The 16,005-nt window shown below is 45.9% G+C and carries 16 protein-coding genes and 1 tRNA gene; 1 reads left to right on the forward strand and 16 read right to left on the reverse strand.

Annotation, left to right across the window (positions count from 1 at the left end):
- Positions 1-36: 36 nt before the first annotated feature.
- From rnr to ACRRQV_RS15890, 13 genes are all read right to left on the reverse strand, one after another.
- On the reverse strand, positions 37-2,349 hold the full coding sequence (gene rnr / locus ACRRQV_RS15830; protein WP_432532629.1) for a ribonuclease R: 2,313 nt from the start codon (positions 2,347-2,349) through the stop codon (positions 37-39).
- A gap of 23 nt (positions 2,350-2,372) precedes the next feature.
- Positions 2,373-3,119 carry an alpha/beta hydrolase gene (locus tag ACRRQV_RS15835; RefSeq protein WP_432532631.1) on the reverse strand — a complete coding sequence of 249 codons (747 nt, stop codon included), beginning with the start codon at positions 3,117-3,119 and terminating at the stop codon, positions 2,373-2,375.
- A gap of 405 nt (positions 3,120-3,524) precedes the next feature.
- Complete coding sequence (gene secG / locus ACRRQV_RS15840) at positions 3,525-3,752, reverse strand: preprotein translocase subunit SecG (protein ID WP_432532633.1); 228 nt, start codon at positions 3,750-3,752, stop codon at positions 3,525-3,527.
- Between the two features lie 96 nt (positions 3,753-3,848).
- Complete coding sequence (gene eno, locus ACRRQV_RS15845; protein ID WP_432532635.1) at positions 3,849-5,144, reverse strand: phosphopyruvate hydratase; 1,296 nt, start codon at positions 5,142-5,144, stop codon at positions 3,849-3,851.
- Between the two features lie 20 nt (positions 5,145-5,164).
- On the reverse strand, positions 5,165-6,697 hold the full coding sequence (gpmI, locus tag ACRRQV_RS15850; RefSeq protein WP_432532637.1) for a 2,3-bisphosphoglycerate-independent phosphoglycerate mutase: 1,533 nt from the start codon (positions 6,695-6,697) through the stop codon (positions 5,165-5,167).
- A complete protein-coding gene (gene tpiA / locus ACRRQV_RS15855; protein WP_432532639.1) occupies positions 6,690-7,451 on the reverse strand; it encodes a triose-phosphate isomerase in 762 nt (253 codons plus the stop codon). Before tpiA ends, gpmI begins: the two co-directional genes overlap by 8 nt.
- A gap of 23 nt (positions 7,452-7,474) precedes the next feature.
- The gene (locus ACRRQV_RS15860) at positions 7,475-8,659 is read right to left on the reverse strand and encodes a phosphoglycerate kinase (protein ID WP_432532641.1); all 1,185 of its coding nucleotides are present in this window, start codon (positions 8,657-8,659) and stop codon (positions 7,475-7,477) included.
- A 111-nt stretch (positions 8,660-8,770) separates the two neighbouring features.
- Complete coding sequence (gene gap / locus ACRRQV_RS15865; RefSeq protein ID WP_432532643.1) at positions 8,771-9,775, reverse strand: type I glyceraldehyde-3-phosphate dehydrogenase; 1,005 nt, start codon at positions 9,773-9,775, stop codon at positions 8,771-8,773.
- A complete protein-coding gene (locus ACRRQV_RS15870; RefSeq protein WP_432532645.1) occupies positions 9,776-10,819 on the reverse strand; it encodes a sugar-binding transcriptional regulator in 1,044 nt (347 codons plus the stop codon). It lies immediately after the preceding gene.
- 108 nt (positions 10,820-10,927) lie between these two features.
- Positions 10,928-11,158 carry a glutaredoxin family protein gene (locus ACRRQV_RS15875; RefSeq protein ID WP_432532647.1) on the reverse strand — a complete coding sequence of 77 codons (231 nt, stop codon included), beginning with the start codon at positions 11,156-11,158 and terminating at the stop codon, positions 10,928-10,930.
- Between the two features lie 17 nt (positions 11,159-11,175).
- Positions 11,176-11,949, reverse strand: coding sequence for a TPM domain-containing protein (locus ACRRQV_RS15880; RefSeq protein WP_432532649.1), 774 nt, complete (start codon positions 11,947-11,949; stop codon positions 11,176-11,178).
- Positions 11,946-12,524 (reverse strand): LemA family protein, encoded by a 579-nt coding sequence (locus ACRRQV_RS15885; protein WP_432532651.1) that lies wholly within the window; start codon positions 12,522-12,524, stop codon positions 11,946-11,948. The genes ACRRQV_RS15880 and ACRRQV_RS15885 overlap by 4 nt, the downstream gene beginning before the upstream one ends.
- 152 nt (positions 12,525-12,676) lie before the next feature.
- Positions 12,677-12,748: transfer RNA gene (locus ACRRQV_RS15890), tRNA-Arg, on the reverse strand.
- A gap of 178 nt (positions 12,749-12,926) precedes the next feature.
- On the opposite strand from ACRRQV_RS15890, the gene clpP reads away from it, so the two are divergent.
- Positions 12,927-13,529, forward strand: coding sequence for an ATP-dependent Clp endopeptidase proteolytic subunit ClpP (gene clpP, locus ACRRQV_RS15895; protein WP_432532653.1), 603 nt, complete (start codon positions 12,927-12,929; stop codon positions 13,527-13,529).
- A 190-nt stretch (positions 13,530-13,719) separates the two neighbouring features.
- Here the strand turns inward: clpP and ACRRQV_RS15900 are convergent, their stop codons facing one another.
- From ACRRQV_RS15900 to ACRRQV_RS15910, 3 genes are read right to left on the reverse strand one after another with little or no spacing between them, the layout of a single operon-like run.
- Positions 13,720-13,977, reverse strand: coding sequence for an HPr family phosphocarrier protein (locus ACRRQV_RS15900; RefSeq protein ID WP_432532655.1), 258 nt, complete (start codon positions 13,975-13,977; stop codon positions 13,720-13,722).
- A gap of 56 nt (positions 13,978-14,033) precedes the next feature.
- Complete coding sequence (gene whiA / locus ACRRQV_RS15905) at positions 14,034-14,984, reverse strand: DNA-binding protein WhiA (protein ID WP_432532657.1); 951 nt, start codon at positions 14,982-14,984, stop codon at positions 14,034-14,036.
- A 22-nt stretch (positions 14,985-15,006) separates the two neighbouring features.
- Positions 15,007-16,002, reverse strand: coding sequence for a gluconeogenesis factor YvcK family protein (locus ACRRQV_RS15910; protein ID WP_432532659.1), 996 nt, complete (start codon positions 16,000-16,002; stop codon positions 15,007-15,009).
- Positions 16,003-16,005: the final 3 nt, after the last annotated feature.

A 16,005-nucleotide genomic window follows, 5' to 3' on the forward strand; every position in this document is an offset into this window, starting at 1 on the left:
ATAAAGTTGAAAAAGGGCGGCGATTAAGCCGCTCCTTTATTTTCTCTTTCTGCGCCCTGATTTTTTAGCGGCGTCTTCATAAAACTTTTTCTTTGGATTTTTCGGCTTGCGCGTTGGACCCGCTTCGCCTTGTTTTTTCGTTCCGGTGCCTTCTTTTTTCGTCGCCCGGATCACTTTCGGTGAATCTCTTCTTGGACGGCGCGGGCTTTGGATCATGCCGGCAATTTCAAAGTCGATCGACGACTCTTCCGGTTTAACTCCAATGACCTTAATCTTGATTTCATCACCGATGCGGAACTGTTTGTTTGTGCGCTCCCCGATCATCATCATCGAACGGTCATCGAAACGATAGAAATCATCCGTCATATTTGATACGTGGACCAAGCCTTCGATTGTGTTCGGCAATTCGATAAACAATCCGAAGTTCGTAACGGATGAAATCACGCCGTCAAACTCTTCGCCGATTTTATCTTGCATGTACTGCGATTTCTTCAATGCATCGGTATCGCGTTCCGCTTCGACTGCGCGTCGCTCGCGTTCGGATGTATGTTCCGCAATGTCACCCATATTTGATTCCCAGTGCATGATTGTCGCTTTCGACAAATCTTTGTTGATCAAATACGTGCGGATCAATCGGTGGACGATCAAATCCGGGTAACGGCGGATCGGTGATGTGAAATGCGTATAAAATTCAGTAGACAAACCAAAGTGGCCTAAGCTTTCAGCAGAATACTTCGCTTGCTGCATGGACCGAAGCATCATCGTTGAAATAACCGGCTCTTCAGGAAGCCCTTCGATTGAACGGATAATTTGCTGCAAAGCAGCCGGGTGCACTTGAGTGCTCGTCCCTTTGACGACGATTCCGAAGTTTGTTACAAATTCGAAAAAGCGCTGCAGTTTTTCCGGTTTCGGATCTTCGTGGATCCGGTAAAGCGCTGGCACTTCCATGCGGTGGAAATGCTCTGCGACCGTTTCGTTCGCTGCCAGCATGAATTCTTCAATCAGTTTTTCGGCAACCGTACGTTCACGGACCACTACATCAACCGGATAGCCTTCTTCGTCCACCAAGACTTTTGATTCTTTGAAATCAAAATCGATGGCGCCGCGGCGCATGCGTTTTTCACGCAAAATTGCTGCAAATTCGCCCATCAATTGGAACATCGGGACAAGGTCAGCGTATTTTTCTTTTAGCTCCTGATTATCGTTTTCCAAAATTTCGTAAACGTCCGTATACGTCATGCGAGCAGACGTATTGATAACGCTTTGGAAAATGTCGTGGGACAGCAATTCGCCCATATCGTTGAAAATCATTTCGCACGACAAGGTCAAGCGGTCCACTTGCGGATTCAACGAGCAAATGCCGTTCGACAAACGGTGCGGGATCATCGGAATTACGCGGTCTGTCAAATAAATGCTCGTTGCCCGGTCGTATGCTTCCCGGTCAATCGGCGAATCTTCCGTTACGTAATGGCTGACGTCAGCAATGTGGACACCGAGTTTATACGTGCCGTCTTCCAATTTCACCACTTGCACCGCATCATCCAAGTCTTTCGCGTCTGCTCCGTCAATGGTGACGATTTGCTGGTCGCGAAGATCACGGCGATCCGTCAAATCTGCGGGATCAATGGATTCTGGAACATTATTCGCTTGTTCCAATACGTCTTCCGGAAACTCGGTTTCGATGCCGTATTTATGGATAATCGACAAAATGTCCACGCCGGGATCATTTTTATGGCCCAAAATTTGCGTTACCATGCCGGTTGCCGATTTGTGCCCGTTCGGCCAGTCGGTAATTTCCACAACCACTTTGTGGCCATCGACGGCTCCAAGGGTATTTTCTTTCGCAATGAAAATATCAATGTTCATTTTTTTGTCATCGGATACGACAAAGCCAAAGCCTTTATTGTCTTGGAACGTTCCGACCACTTTCGTCGTGCCGCGTTCAAGGATGCGGATAATCGAGCCTTCCCGGCGGTCGCCTGATGACCCTTCTGAAATTCGGATCATGACCGTATCGCCGTTCACTGCACCATTCACTTCGTTCGGCGGAATGAACACATCGTCCATGCCTGCTTCTTCCGGCGCAACAAAGCCAAAGCCTTTTTGGTGGCCGATAAATCTTCCGCGCATCAAGTTCATGCGTTCAGGAACCCCGTAGCGATTGGCTCTAGAGCGGATTAAAAGCCCCTTTTCTTCCAAACGCACCAAAGTTTTCACCAATTCCTTAAATTCATCCGCGTCATCAAACCCGAACTGCTCTTCTATTTCTTGGACAGTCAATGGTTTGTAAGCATCTTCGCGCATAAACGTCAGTAAACGCTTTTCGAGCGATAATTCATTTGTTCCCATGTAATTTCCTCCTTCTGGCGGTCTCATTCACTCCATTCGAGTGAATCGAGAAATGCGAGTATATCTTCGTGCAATTGTTCTTTTTCCTGGTCAAGCGTAATAACGTGGCCGGATTTCTCGTACCACTTCATGTTCTTATCAAACGATTCGGCTTCTTCATAAATGATATTGGCCGACTCGGGATTAATCACGTCATCCAAAGAGCCCTGGACCACAAACAACGGCGCATACACCAAATCCACGTGTGCCCGGACATCTGCGATCAACGCGCGAAGGTCGGCAAGCGATTCCATCGGCGTTTCTTGAAACTTCTTCATCTCTTCTTCGATAACTTCAGGGGTTTTTCCTTCATATTTCTTGTACTCGCGCGCGTATTTCAAAACGCCTTCATACATCAAATCGGTCGTCTTCATAAACATTGGCGCACACATCGTAACTAACCCCTTTACAGGGAATGTATACCCCACTTTCAAAGAAAATACGCCGCCTAATGACAATCCGGCGACTGCAATTTCTTCATAGCCTTCGTCTTTCAGCTTTTGATAAGCGGCTTCAACATCTTTCCACCAATCCACCGGCCCGGTGCCCAGCAACTCTTCCGGTGCTACCCCGTGCCCGGCGTAATGAGGAGCGATTGACGTGTAACCGTTTTTTTCAAGGAACCGGCCAAGCATCCGAACATCGGCCGAATTTCCTGTAAATCCATGAAGCAGCAAAACCGCACGCGGCCCTGCTTTAAAGAAAAATGGTTTTGGCTGCGAAATGCGCATCAAAATCCCTCCAGATAATTAATTAAAAACTTAGTATAAATTATGCAACTATCTACATAAAACGATATTTGAAAGTACTAAATACGATATCGCCATAGATAATAAAAATACATTTATATAGTATGACGAATTAGCTTCTTGATATGGAGCAAAACTGCGGAGACTTCCGCGGGGCAGCGTAGCGACGAAGTGCCGAAATCCACTCGGGCATTCGCCCGAGTTAGTTCGGCGCGATCCCGCAGGAAAGGTATTGACCGAAAGAAGTTTGGGCAATGCCTTTGCGACGAAGCGTGTAACGCTGCAGGGGCACACGGTTTTCGCGCAGCGGTTTTGCGGAATATCGAATGAATACATATTAAAAAGAAAACGCCTAACCAAAGACCGGTTAGGCGTAGATCATCTACATTAAACTTTCGTCACGGCGATAGCCAGTATAAAGAATAAGGCAGCAAGTACAATCGTTACCCGGTGAAGGATCAAGTCAATCCCCCGAGCTTTTTGCTTGCCAAAAAGTTGCTCAGCTCCACCGGAGATGGCTCCTGAAAGACCTGCACTTTTCCCTGATTGTAATAATACGACAACGATCAATGCGAGCGATACGATGACGAGTAAAGTCAATAACAACGTATGCATAAATTCCACCTCCTGCAAAAAGAACCTGACAACATCTCTTAGTTTATCAAACTTTTCAAACTAAGACAATAGCAATAGAAAAAAGGAGGCTGCCGCTTATTTTTTCAAGTTGTAGAATGTTTTTAATCCTAAATATTTAGCTGTATCATCCAATTGGTCTTCAATGCGCAGCAATTGGTTGTATTTCGCAACGCGGTCTGTACGTGAAGGCGCGCCTGTTTTGATTTGGCCAGCGTTTGTCGCTACAGCGATATCGGCAATCGTAACATCTTCCGATTCACCTGAACGGTGGCTGATAACGGCTGTATAGCCCGCGCGTTTCGCCATTTCGATGGCATCAAACGTTTCCGTTAACGTGCCGATTTGGTTTACTTTGATCAAGATCGAGTTGCCGACGCCTTGTTCGATTCCTTGTGCCAGTTTTTTCGTATTGGTAACGAACAAATCATCTCCAACCAATTGCACGCGGTCGCCAATGCGTTCAGTCAGCAATTTATGGCCTTCCCAGTCGTTTTCATCCAAACCGTCTTCGATTGAAATGATCGGGTATTTGTTTGCAAGCTCTTCGTACCAATCAACCATTTCGGCAGACGTTTTAACAGTGTTATCGCCTGGAAGGTTGTACACGCCTTTTTCTTTATCGTAGATTTCAGAAGAAGCCACGTCCATTGCAAGCAATACATCTTCGCCTGGTTTGTAGCCAGCTTTTTCGATTGCTTCCATAATTGTTTGAAGCGCTTCTTCGTTCGATCCTAAGTTTGGTGCAAATCCGCCTTCATCGCCGACAGATGTGTTATAGCCTTTTTCTTTCAATACGCTTTTCAAATTATGGAAAATTTCAGATCCCATGCGAAGCGCGTGGCGGAAAGATTCTGCGCCAACCGGCATAACCATGAATTCTTGGATGTCGACGTTGTTATCTGCGTGTTCTCCGCCGTTTAAAATGTTCATCATCGGCACTGGCAATTGTTTCGCGTTAAAGCCGCCCAAGTATTGGTAAAGAGGAACATCCAAATAATCAGCTGCAGCGTGTGCTACGGCCATTGAAACACCTAAAATTGCATTGGCTCCCAGGCGTCCTTTGTTTTCCGTGCCGTCCAATTCGATCAACGCTTGGTCAATGGAAACTTGGTCAAGAACTGAGAAATTTTCAACTAGTTCTTCTGCAATTTCGTTGTTTACGTGTTCAATCGCTTTTAGTACGCCTTTTCCAAGGTAACGGCTTTTGTCGCCATCGCGAAGTTCAACCGCTTCGTGTTCGCCTGTTGAAGCGCCTGAAGGTACGATTGCGCGGCCAAATGCGCCGCTTTCTGTGAATACTTCTACTTCGATTGTTGGGTTTCCTCGTGAATCTAATACTTCGCGTGCAAGAATGTCAGTGATAATTGGCATTTAAAACAGCTCCCTTTTCCTTAAAATAATGGTTTTCCAGTCATTTCTTGCGGTTGTGCTATGTTCAGCAATTTCAAAAGCGTCGGCGCTAAATCAGCTAAGACGCCACCGTCCCGTAAAACCGCATCCGGCCGTGTGACGATGACCGGCACTTGGTTGGTCGTATGGGCCGTCATCGGCATTCCTTGAATCGTTACTACTTCATCTGCATTTCCGTGGTCTGCCGTAATGATGGCTGCTCCACCTTTTGCATGGAGCGCGTCGACAATCCGGCCTAAACATTCATCTACAACTTCAATCGCGCGGATGGTCGGTTCCAGCATGCCGCTGTGCCCGACCATATCCGGGTTGGCGAAATTCAAGATAATGGCATCGTGTGCATCGGCTTCAATTTGTTCAACCAAGCGGTCCGTTACTTCGTACGCACTCATTTCCGGCTGCAAATCGTAAGTCGCCACTTTTGGAGAATTCACCAAAATTCGTTCTTCTCCCGGGAAAAGATCTTCACGGCCGCCGCTCATAAAGAACGTAACATGCGGGTATTTTTCGGTTTCAGCAATGCGCAGCTGAGTCATGCCGTTCGCTGCGATCACTTCTCCGACCGTTTGTTCAAGATTCTGGGATGAAAATGCGACGCGCGTCGGAAGGTCGTCGCTGTAGCTTGTAAACGTGATGAACGAGATGTTTTCCGGATGGTTGACGCTTTTCGGGAAACCGCTAAAATCTTCCCGAATAAAAGCCGATGTCAATTGAATCGCCCGGTCCGGACGGAAATTGAAAAAGATGATCGAGTCGCCTGTTTGAATGGTCGCTACCGGTTTGCCGTCTTCGACAATGGCAAATGGCACCACAAATTCATCCACAACGTCTGTATCGTACGACCGGGATATGCCTTCAATAGCCGATGATGCAGTAGAACCATTCCCATCAACCAGCACCTGGTAGGCGCTTTCGACGCGTTCCCATCGCTGATCGCGGTCCATGGCATAATACCGTCCGCTGATGGAAGCAAATTTCCCGACGCCGATTTCCGCCATTTTTTGTTCCGCTTGTTCGATATAGCCTAGTGCGGTTTTCGGGCCGACATCGCGGCCGTCTAAAAATCCGTGCACATAAACGTCTTTCAAGCCGTGCTGCTTCGCCAATTCCAATAGCGCAAATAAATGCTCGTAATGGCTATGGACGCCGCCGTCCGACAACAGCCCCATGATGTGCAAAGCTTTGCCATTTTCTTTGGCGTTCGTAATAGCTTCCACAAAAGCTTGGTTCATGAAAAAGTCGCCGTCGCGAATAGATTTATGGATGCGCGTCAAGTTTTGGTAGACAATTCTGCCGGCACCAATATTCAAATGGCCCACTTCTGAATTGCCCATTTGGCCATCTGGCAAACCGACCGCTTCTCCAGATGCCGTCAATAAATTATGTGGATAATTTTCCCATAAGCGATCAAAATTTGGTTTTTTCGCTTGCGCTACGGCATTGCCGAACGTTTCTTTCCTGCAACCGAATCCATCAAGAATGATGAGGGCCGCAGGATATTCGCCTTTACGCATGTAAACCCGCCTCCAACAATTTCACAAACGAATCTGATTCCAAGCTTGCGCCGCCTACTAAAGCGCCATCGATATGTTCCATGCCCAGCAACTCTTCGATATTTGCCGGTTTCACGCTGCCGCCATACTGAATGCGGACTTTTCCGGCTGTTTCTTCATTATATAAAGAAGCCACTTTGCTGCGGATCGTGCCGCATACTTCGTTGGCATCTTCAGCCGTCGCTGTTTTGCCTGTGCCAATTGCCCAAATTGGTTCATACGCAATGACCAGTTCAGCCACTTGCTGTTCGGACAATCCCGCTAAGCCTTGTTCGACTTGAGTTTCGACTACTTTAGCCGTTGCGCCGTTTTCACGCTGCTCGTCCGTTTCGCCCACACACATAATCGGCGTTAAGCCTGCAGCAAACGCCGCATGAACTTTTTTATTGACCGATAAATCGGTTTCGTTGAAATACTGTCGGCGCTCTGAATGGCCGATGATGACGTATGTTGCGCCAATATCGACTAATTGAGCAGCACTGATTTCGCCGGTATAAGCACCTTCTTTTTCTTCGTGCATTGTTTGTGCACCAATTTGCAGCGCACTTTCTTCTGAAGATGATACCAATTGCTGTAAAAATAAAGCAGGCGCACAAACTACAGAATCCACCTTGTTTGCATCGGGTACAAGACCTTTTACGGTTTCAACAAATTCTTTTGCTTCCGCAAACGTTTTATACATTTTCCAGTTTCCTGCAATGATTGGTTTTCTCAAAAAAGCCCCTCCTCATTTTTACTTTATTTGTTCGATAATGCACTGACTCCTGGCAATTCCTTGCCTTCCATAAATTCAAGCGAAGCTCCGCCGCCTGTGGAAATATGGTCCATTTTGTCCGCAACATGGAATTGTTCCACTGCCGCCGCAGAATCGCCGCCGCCAATTACGGTATACGCTTCCGTTGTTGCCATTGCATCGGCCACCGACTTTGTGCCGTTTTCATATGAACTCATTTCAAACACGCCCATCGGCCCGTTCCAAATGATCAGTTTTGAATCGGCGATAACGCCTGCATACAGTTCCACGGTTTTTGGCCCGATGTCCAAGCCCATCCAATCCGCTGGAATTTCATCGACGTTGACCACTTTCGTTTCGGTGTCATTCGAGAATTTCTCAGCAATGACTACGTCAACTGGCAAATACAGCTTCACGCCTTTTTCTTCCGCTTTTTGAATAAATGACTTTGCTAAATCGATTTTGTCTTCTTCTAAAAGCGATTGGCCGATTTCCATGCCTTGCGCTTTTAAAAACGTATAAGACAAGCCACCGCCAATCAAAAGATTGTCGACATTATCAAGCAAATTGTCGATTACACCAATTTTGTCTTTGACTTTTGCCCCGCCGATAATAGCGGTAAACGGACGATCCGGCTCAGACAACGCTTTGCCCAAAACGTCCAATTCTTTTTCAAGCAGCAAGCCGGAGACAGCCGGCAAATACTTGGCGATTCCTGCAGTGGAAGCGTGCGCTCTATGCGCTGCTCCAAACGCGTCATTGACGAACACGTCTGCCAAAGCAGCGAATGCTTTTGCCAGTTCTTCGTCATTTTTTTCCTCGCCCGGGTGGAAGCGGACATTCTCAAGCAAAACAACATCGCCTTCGTTCATCGATGCAATTTCTTGTTCCACTTTTTCTCCGATTGACTCATCGAGGCTTTTCACTTCTTTATGTAGTAATTCGCTCAGTTTGGCTGCAGCAGCGCTCAGCCTCATTTCTTCGTTGACAGCACCTTTCGGTCGGCCCAGGTGACTTGCAAGTATTACTTTTGCTCCATTGTCGATCAAGTATTCGATCGTTGGCAAAGCAGCGCGGATGCGTGTGTCGTCCGTCACTTTTCCGCCAGACATCGGCACGTTAAAATCGACTCGGCAAAATACACGTTTTCCTTTTAAGTCTACGTCTTTCATGGTCATTTTCTTCGTCATGAAAATACCTCCCGTTTGTCTTCAAAAAAAATAAGGGGCGGGGTAAATCCCCACCCCTTTTACCCTCTTTTATTATAGAGGTTCACAAGAAATTAAGCTATGATTTTGAGATTATAGGCCTTTTTTGTACATGTGCAATGCAACGTCGATGCAGCGTGCAGAGTAGCCTGATTCGTTATCATACCAAGCAAGGACTTTCACCATGTTGCCGCCAAGTTCCATTGTAGACAATAGATCGACAGTTGATGAAGAAGTGTTGCCGTTATAGTCGCGTGAAACAAGCGGAAGCTCGCTGTAGCTCAAGAAGCCGTTTTCGTCTTTGTCGATTGCTTCTTTCAAAGCGTTGTTTACGTCTTCTACTGTTACATCAGTATTCAACTCAGCAACTAAATCAATCAATGATACGTTTGGTGTAGGAACGCGGATAGCCATTCCGTCCAATTTGCCTTTTAGTTCTGGCAATACTTGAGTTACGGCAACTGCTGCGCCTGTAGTTGTCGGAATCATAGATTCTGCTGCAGAACGTGCACGGCGGTAGTCTTTATGTGGTGAATCCAACAAGATTTGGTCGTTTGTATACGAGTGGATTGTTGTCATCATCGCTTTTTTGATGCCGAAACGGTCGTTCAAGATTTTAGAAATTCCGGCAAGGCCGTTAGTTGTGCAAGATGCGTTTGAAACTACATCGTCTTCTTCTGGGTTGTAGCTGTCGTCGTTAACACCCATTACGATTGTTTTCATGCCTTTGCCTGGAGCTGAAACGATAACTTTTTTAGCGCCTGCTTCGATGTGTTTTTTCGCATCGTCAGCGTTTGTGAAGAATCCAGTAGATTCGATTACGATGTCGATATTGTTTTCTGCCCACGGAAGGTTCGCAGGATCTTTTTCAGAGTAAACATGGATTCTGTTGCCGTTAACAATCAAATCATTGCCTTCAGCTGAAATTTCAGCGTCTAAGATGCCATGAATTGAATCGTATTTCAAAAGGTGTGCGAGCATTTTTGCATCCGTTAAATCGTTTACTGCCACTACTTCTACTTCTTTGTTTGCCAATGCTTGGCGGAATACAATACGTCCGATACGTCCAAATCCGTTAATTGCTAATTTTAAAGTCATTTAAATTTCCTCCTGTTTTTGAGTTAACTCAATTATTTTTCGTGCGGCGCCTTCGTCGGTGATTAACACTGTCTGCTTCGCCGCAATGTTGAAATAGGAAAGAATCGCTTTTGCTTTCGAGCGGCCCCCGGCTACTGCCAAAATCGCTCGGGCTTTTTGAACTTGTTCCAATTGAATTCCCGCTGTTCGTATGCGATAAACAACTTTTCCTTCTTTATCGAAGTAATAGCCGAATGCTTCACTTATCGCACCACCAGAACGGATCCGTTCAACTTCTTCCAAAGAGGACTTTCGTTGAAGCGCAATCTCTTCGGCATTGCCAATCCCATGGACCACAACATCGGTCTGGTCATACAAGTCCATCATTTCTTTAATCACCGGTTCCCGCATCATCATCTCGAACGCTTCCGCGCTCAAGTGATCAGGCAAATACAGGGTCTTGACCGACCCTCCGGTTTTCTCAGCAAATGAGGAAGCAATTGTATTGGCTTGGTGAAGAACATCTTCCCCAAGGCCGCCACGGGCCGCAATAAATTGCAGTGAACTGTCTTTTTTTTCAGTCGACAATTCTTTTGAAATGGCAGCCATCGTACTGCCGCCAGTTACTGCAATTTTTTTGTTTTGCGTAAAAAAGGATTCCAATAACCGAGCCGCTTCTTTCCCGATATTGGCTTTTACTGCCGGAATGTCATCGCTGTCTTGAGGCAAAATCAGCACTTTAGAAATCCCTAAAATGGATTTCAACTGCTTTTCCATCGCGGCGAGGCCGGATACTTCGCGCATAAACTCTTTTAATGCATCCAGCACAGCCAGGCCTTGTTCAGAAACAACCATCCCTGCGGTTCTTGTTTCAATCAGCTGCTGATTGCGCAACAGATCGGTTTCTTTTCGGATCTCCCGTTCGGTAGCTCCGGCAAGCTCACACAAAGTTCGCCTGCCAATTGGCTCTTCCAGTTTGATCGTCAGTAAAATTTGATAGCGTCTTTTTAGGAGTTCGGTCATTTCCGGCATGAGCTTTTTTTGCGCTTCCGTTAATGGGTCCATTGTTTCACTCCGTTTCAAGTTGGACGTTTTCTGTCCCACTATATTTATTTATGTCCCACTAGATTCATTCTAACTAACCTGCTATTAAAAAGCAAACAAAAAGAAGCGTTAAAATTCTAACGCTTCTAAGAGTTCTGCATAGCCAATATTGCCGTAAAGCAATACTTTTTGGTCTTTTTCAATTACCGGAATCATCAGCATGTATTTCTCATGCAGCACATCATTGCTTTCGATGTCCACTTCTTCATATTCAACTGGAAAATCTTCCTGCACCAACTGCAGCATCAGTTTTGCTTCATCGCAAAGCGGACAATTGGGCCGTGTATACAACGTAATCATTTTCTCCCTTCTTCCTATTAGAATTTTCTTCCGGCTCCACCGCCGCCGCCAGATCCTCCGCGGCCTCTGCGCGAACTGCTGCCGCTGCTTCGCGAACTGCCTCTGCTTGAGGAGCGAGAGGAACTTCCGTATCTGCCAGGGTTTTTGCTATTGCCTCTGCCAGCGCCTCCTCCAAACAAGGAAACGATGACCCAAATAACAAAACCAATCACAAGGACCATCCGGGGAATCAGCCAAACATCCTTCTCTTCAGGAGCAGCCGCCTGCAAGGCTTGAGGCGCTTTTGAGCCGTCATCCCAATCGTATGCAGCTGCCACTTCTCTGTAAAGCGCTTTATAGGTGTTCCTGATTCCTAAAGCGTAATTGTCTTCCTTTAAATAAGGAATGGCATAACCGTCTAAAATCCGGCCCACTTCGCCATCAGGTAAAATTTCTTCAAGGCCATAGCCTGTTGTGATGTAAATCTCTCGGTCGCCCGTAGAGACAATCATGAGAGCCCCGTTGTTTTCTTCTTTGGTTCCTACACCGTAATGCCGAAGAGCTTTCAGTGCATAATCGGCAATCGGCTCTCCTTCTAAAGAAGGAATAACCATGACCGCAAGTTGGGCCGTAGTCGCGTCTTCCAGCTCGGTGCCCAATTGACGCAATTCGTCTTCTTCTTCAGGCGTTAAGACATCGGAAATATCTTGTATGTAAATATCACCTGTTAACTCAGGAAATTCGACGGCTAAAGCCGGCGATGCAGCCAGCAAGCAGAATCCCCCGAGCAGAAATAAGATTTTCTTCATCATTCTTTATCGCTTCCAAAATTGACTGCAGGCACTTCCGTTGCACGGGCATCTGCTTTAAAATAAGATTTTTCTTCAAAGCCGAATGCCCCTGCCGTTAAACTGCCAGGAAAACTTTTCGTTTTCCGGTTGAATTCCCCCACTGTTGCATTGTAATCCCGTCGAGCCACTGCAATCCGATTTTCCGTGCCAGCCAGTTCATCGGATAATTGTTGAAAGTTTTCGTTTGATTTTAGTTCCGGGTAATTTTCTACAACGACCAACAAACGGCTTAACGCTCCGCTCAATTCCGTGTCAGCTTGTGCTTGCTCTTCGATCGAATTAGCACCAGCCAAATTTTCCCGTGCATCCGTAACGCTTTGGATGATTTCTTTTTCTTGGTTAGCGAAGCCTTTTACACTTTCCACCAGATTGGGAATCAAATTTTGGCGGCGCTGCAGCTGGTTTTCAATTTGTGCTTGCGATTCGTTGACGTCTTCTTCAAGCCCGACAAATCCGTTGTAGTTGCCTATTGCAGCGGTTGCTCCTGCGCCTAATACAACGACAAGAATAATGATAGGAATTAACACTTTTTTCATTTTGGCAGTGCTCCTTCTTCAATCTGTAATAGTAACCATTTCCCTGAAATGGCAAATAGCTAAACTTCAAGCCTTTCATTGTAAAAAAATACAAGAAAAAGCCGATTCCACAGCTTGTAAACACGAGCTGTGGAATCGGCTTTTTCATTTAATACCCTCGGAGGGAATCGAACCCCCATTTCAAGAACCGGAATCTTGCGTGTGATCCATTACACTACGAGGGCAAATTACTATTTCGCTATTAGCGACTTTTCTATTATACAAAAGACTTTTAAATTAAGCAACCCGCTTTTTTCAAATCATAATATTTGACCTTCATTGACCAAAATGTGTATGATAATGTTACAGCTGGGATCTATCTCAGCAACGCTATTCATTACTTATACGAGGAGGACATTTTCTATGAACTTAATCCCTACAGTAATTGAACAAACAAGCCGTGGCGAACGCGCGTATGATATTTATTCACGTTTGCTGAAAGACCGCATCATCATGCTTGGTAGTGCAATCGATGACAATGTTTCCAATTCGATTGTCGCTCAACTTCTCTTCTTAGAAGCAGAAGATCCAGAAAAAGATATTTCCATTTACATCAATAGCCCGGGCGGAAGCATCACTGCCGGTATGGCAATTTACGACGTTATGCAATTTATCCGTCCGGACGTTCAAACGGTCTGCATCGGTATGGCCGCTTCAATGGGCGCATTCCTTCTTGCAGCAGGAACTGAAGGCAAACGCTATGCGCTTCCAAACGCAGAAGTAATGATTCACCAGCCTCTAGGCGGCGCTCAAGGACAGGCAACTGAAATTGAAATCGCAGCGAAACGCATTTTGCACTTGCGTGAGAAGTTGAACCAAATTCTTTCAGAACGTACAGGCCAGCCGTTAGACGTGATCTCGAAAGATACAGACCGCGATAACTTTATGACTGCTGAACGTGCACTTGAATACGGTTTGATCGACAAAATCATCACTCGCAGCAAATTGCCAAACGAAACAGTTTAATAAGATAAAAACTCACAGCCGGCTAGGCTGTGAGTTTTTTTATGCTATAAAGAAAGCTGGAGCGCAGCCTTCCGCTTCATTCGAAGAGAGCTCACTTGAAATGTTCCAAGATTAGAACATAAATAAAGGCCAGTACAAGTATAGTTTCCAACTTGAACTAGCCTTTTAATATTGAACTAATTAAGTAAAACTATGCTTCTTTTTCAACAAGCGATGTTAAAGACTCTACCGCTCTTTCTTCATCGGAACCGTCAGCCGAAATGCTGATGCTGGTACCTTTGCTGATTGCCAGGCTCATGATGCCCATGATGCTTTTGGCGTTGACTTTCTTTTTGTCTTTTTCCAAATAGACGTCCGAGTTAAACCGGTTCGCTTCTTGTACGAACAACGCCGCTTGCCTGGCTTGCAGCCCTGTGTTCAATAAAACCTTCACTTGTTTTTCAACCATGCTGATCCTCCTCCAGAAACTCACCAAATTTTGATTTATAAAAGAACAGCGCGGATTTACCGGCCGATCATTTCCCCTTTTCGCAAAGACTCTGCAATTTCATCGATTTTCCGCAAGCGGTGATTGACACCAGATTTACTGACATTTCCAGCCGATACCATCTCGCCCAGTTCTTTTAACGTGATGTCTTGGAATTCAACCCGCAGCCGCGCGATTTCGCGAAGCCGTTCTGGCAATTGATCGATTCCGATTGCGTTATCGATAAACCGGATGTTTTCCACTTGGCGGAGCGCAGCGTCGATGGTTTTATTCAAATTAGCGGTTTCGCAGTTCACTAAGCGGTTTACGCTGTTGCGCATGTCGCGGATGATCCGAACATCTTCGAATTTCAGCAGCGCCGAATGCGCTCCGGTAATGCTTAAGAAATCCGAAATTTTTTCCGCTTCTTTTAAATAGGTGACAAACCCTTTTTTTCGTTCGATGGTTTTGCTGTTCAAATGGAATTCGTTCATCAAGTCGACGAGCGATTCTGCATGGTCTTTGTATAGTGAATAAATCTCCAAATGGTAAGAAGACGTTTCCGGATTGTTGACCGAGCCTCCTGCTAAGAATGCCCCGCGCAAATAAGCGCGTTTGCAGCAATTTTTCTCGATCAGCTCTTTATCGATTTCGTGCTGGAATTGAAAGCCTTCCGAAATGATAAACAAGTTTTCAAGTATATGTTTCGATCCTTCACGGATTCGGCAAATATAAACGTTGTTCTTTTTCAAACGCATTTTTTTCCGGACCAGCAATTCGACCGGATAAACCGGATAAAATCGCTTTAATAAAGTATAGATGCGCCGTGCGATGGCGGCATTTTCAGTTTGGATGTCCAAGCTCAATTGCCGGTTGGAGAACGACAATGTGCCATTCATCCGGATCAATGCGGAAAGTTCAGCTTTCCCACAGCAATCGTCCACTTCAATTTGGGTCATTTCTTTTTTTGTTTCTGACGCGAAAGACAAAGCGCGTTCCTCCTTTCAAGCACTAAAAATACATTTGCTTTGAATCTTCTTTTGTGTGCCCTCCAGCATATTCAAAAAGCCACTCTGCTACTTTCATCGGTTCGTGCCGGACAGCTTCCCCGAAGACGTTGGCAATGTCTTCTTTAAAGATGCCTAGCCCCATTTTCCGCAGCCGTTCTTCATCGTATTCCACAGGCCACGATTTTTGCTTTTCGTAGCGTTCGGCAATTTTGGGCGGAACTTCTGCTTTGTCCATCAGGATGTCGTCTAAAAACGCTTCTCCCACGTGGTCGTAAAGCGCTTTGACATGGTCAGATGCTTTATAGCGGTAAGTCTCGCCGGCTTGGGTCATCAAATTGCAAATGTAGATTTTTTTTGCTTTTGATGCAACAAGTGCTTTTTTAATATCAATTACCAGTAAATTTGGCAAGATGCTCGTATACAAAGATCCAGGACCAATTACAATGACATCGGCATTTTGGATAGCGGTAACTGTAGCCGGCAATGTTTGAACGTCATGAGGTTCCAAAAAGACGCGTTTGATCGGCTGCAAATAAGCGGGAATTTTCGATTCCCCTTTTACGGTCGTTCCGTCTTCAAGCTCTGCGTAAAGCGTCACCAATTGGTTGGCTGCAGGCAAAACGGTGCCGTTGACATTGAGCACGCGGCTCATTTCACGCACTGCGTGGGAAAAGTCGCCGGTAATTTCCGTTAACGCTGCCAGCATCAAATTGCCAAGCGAATGGCCGCCAAGATCGATCGATTCCTTAAATCGGTATTGAAACATTTCTTCTACTAATGGCTCCGCATCCGACATTGCCGCCATGACGTTGCGGATATCCCCCGGCGGCGGAATATCCAAATCATCGCGCAAACGCCCAGAACTACCGCCGTCGTCCGCAACAGTGACGATAGCCGTCAAATCAAGCGGGAATTTTTTCAGCCCTCTTAAGAGAGTCGAAAGCCCAGTGCCGCCGCCAATTATGACGATGCGCTTCCGGTGCAAAATTGGTTCCATGCA

It is taken from the genome of Planococcus sp. YIM B11945 (genome assembly GCF_050864155.1).
In the GTDB taxonomy this organism is placed as follows: Bacteria; Bacillota; Bacilli; order Bacillales_A; family Planococcaceae; genus Planococcus.

Bases quoted from the DNA above. Each gene is read 5' to 3' on its own strand.
- rnr (WP_432532629.1), bottom strand. From the start codon at position 2,349: ATGGGAACAAATGAATTATCGCTCGAAAAGCGTTTACTGACGTTTATG.
- ACRRQV_RS15835 (WP_432532631.1), bottom strand. From the start codon at position 3,119: ATGCGCATTTCGCAGCCAAAACCATTTTTCTTTAAAGCAGGGCCGCGT.
- secG (WP_432532633.1), bottom strand. From the start codon at position 3,752: ATGCATACGTTGTTATTGACTTTACTCGTCATCGTATCGCTCGCATTG.
- eno (WP_432532635.1), bottom strand. From the start codon at position 5,144: ATGCCAATTATCACTGACATTCTTGCACGCGAAGTATTAGATTCACGA.
- gpmI (WP_432532637.1), bottom strand. From the start codon at position 6,697: ATGCGTAAAGGCGAATATCCTGCGGCCCTCATCATTCTTGATGGATTC.
- ACRRQV_RS15860 (WP_432532641.1), bottom strand. From the start codon at position 8,659: ATGACGAAGAAAATGACCATGAAAGACGTAGACTTAAAAGGAAAACGT.
- gap (WP_432532643.1), bottom strand. From the start codon at position 9,775: ATGACTTTAAAATTAGCAATTAACGGATTTGGACGTATCGGACGTATT.
- ACRRQV_RS15870 (WP_432532645.1), bottom strand. From the start codon at position 10,819: ATGGACCCATTAACGGAAGCGCAAAAAAAGCTCATGCCGGAAATGACC.
- ACRRQV_RS15875 (WP_432532647.1), bottom strand. From the start codon at position 11,158: ATGATTACGTTGTATACACGGCCCAATTGTCCGCTTTGCGATGAAGCA.
- ACRRQV_RS15880 (WP_432532649.1), bottom strand. From the start codon at position 11,949: ATGATGAAGAAAATCTTATTTCTGCTCGGGGGATTCTGCTTGCTGGCT.
- ACRRQV_RS15885 (WP_432532651.1), bottom strand. From the start codon at position 12,524: ATGAAAAAAGTGTTAATTCCTATCATTATTCTTGTCGTTGTATTAGGC.
- clpP (WP_432532653.1), top strand. From the start codon at position 12,927: ATGAACTTAATCCCTACAGTAATTGAACAAACAAGCCGTGGCGAACGC.
- ACRRQV_RS15900 (WP_432532655.1), bottom strand. From the start codon at position 13,977: ATGGTTGAAAAACAAGTGAAGGTTTTATTGAACACAGGGCTGCAAGCC.
- ACRRQV_RS15910 (WP_432532659.1), bottom strand. From the start codon at position 16,002: ATGGAACCAATTTTGCACCGGAAGCGCATCGTCATAATTGGCGGCGGC.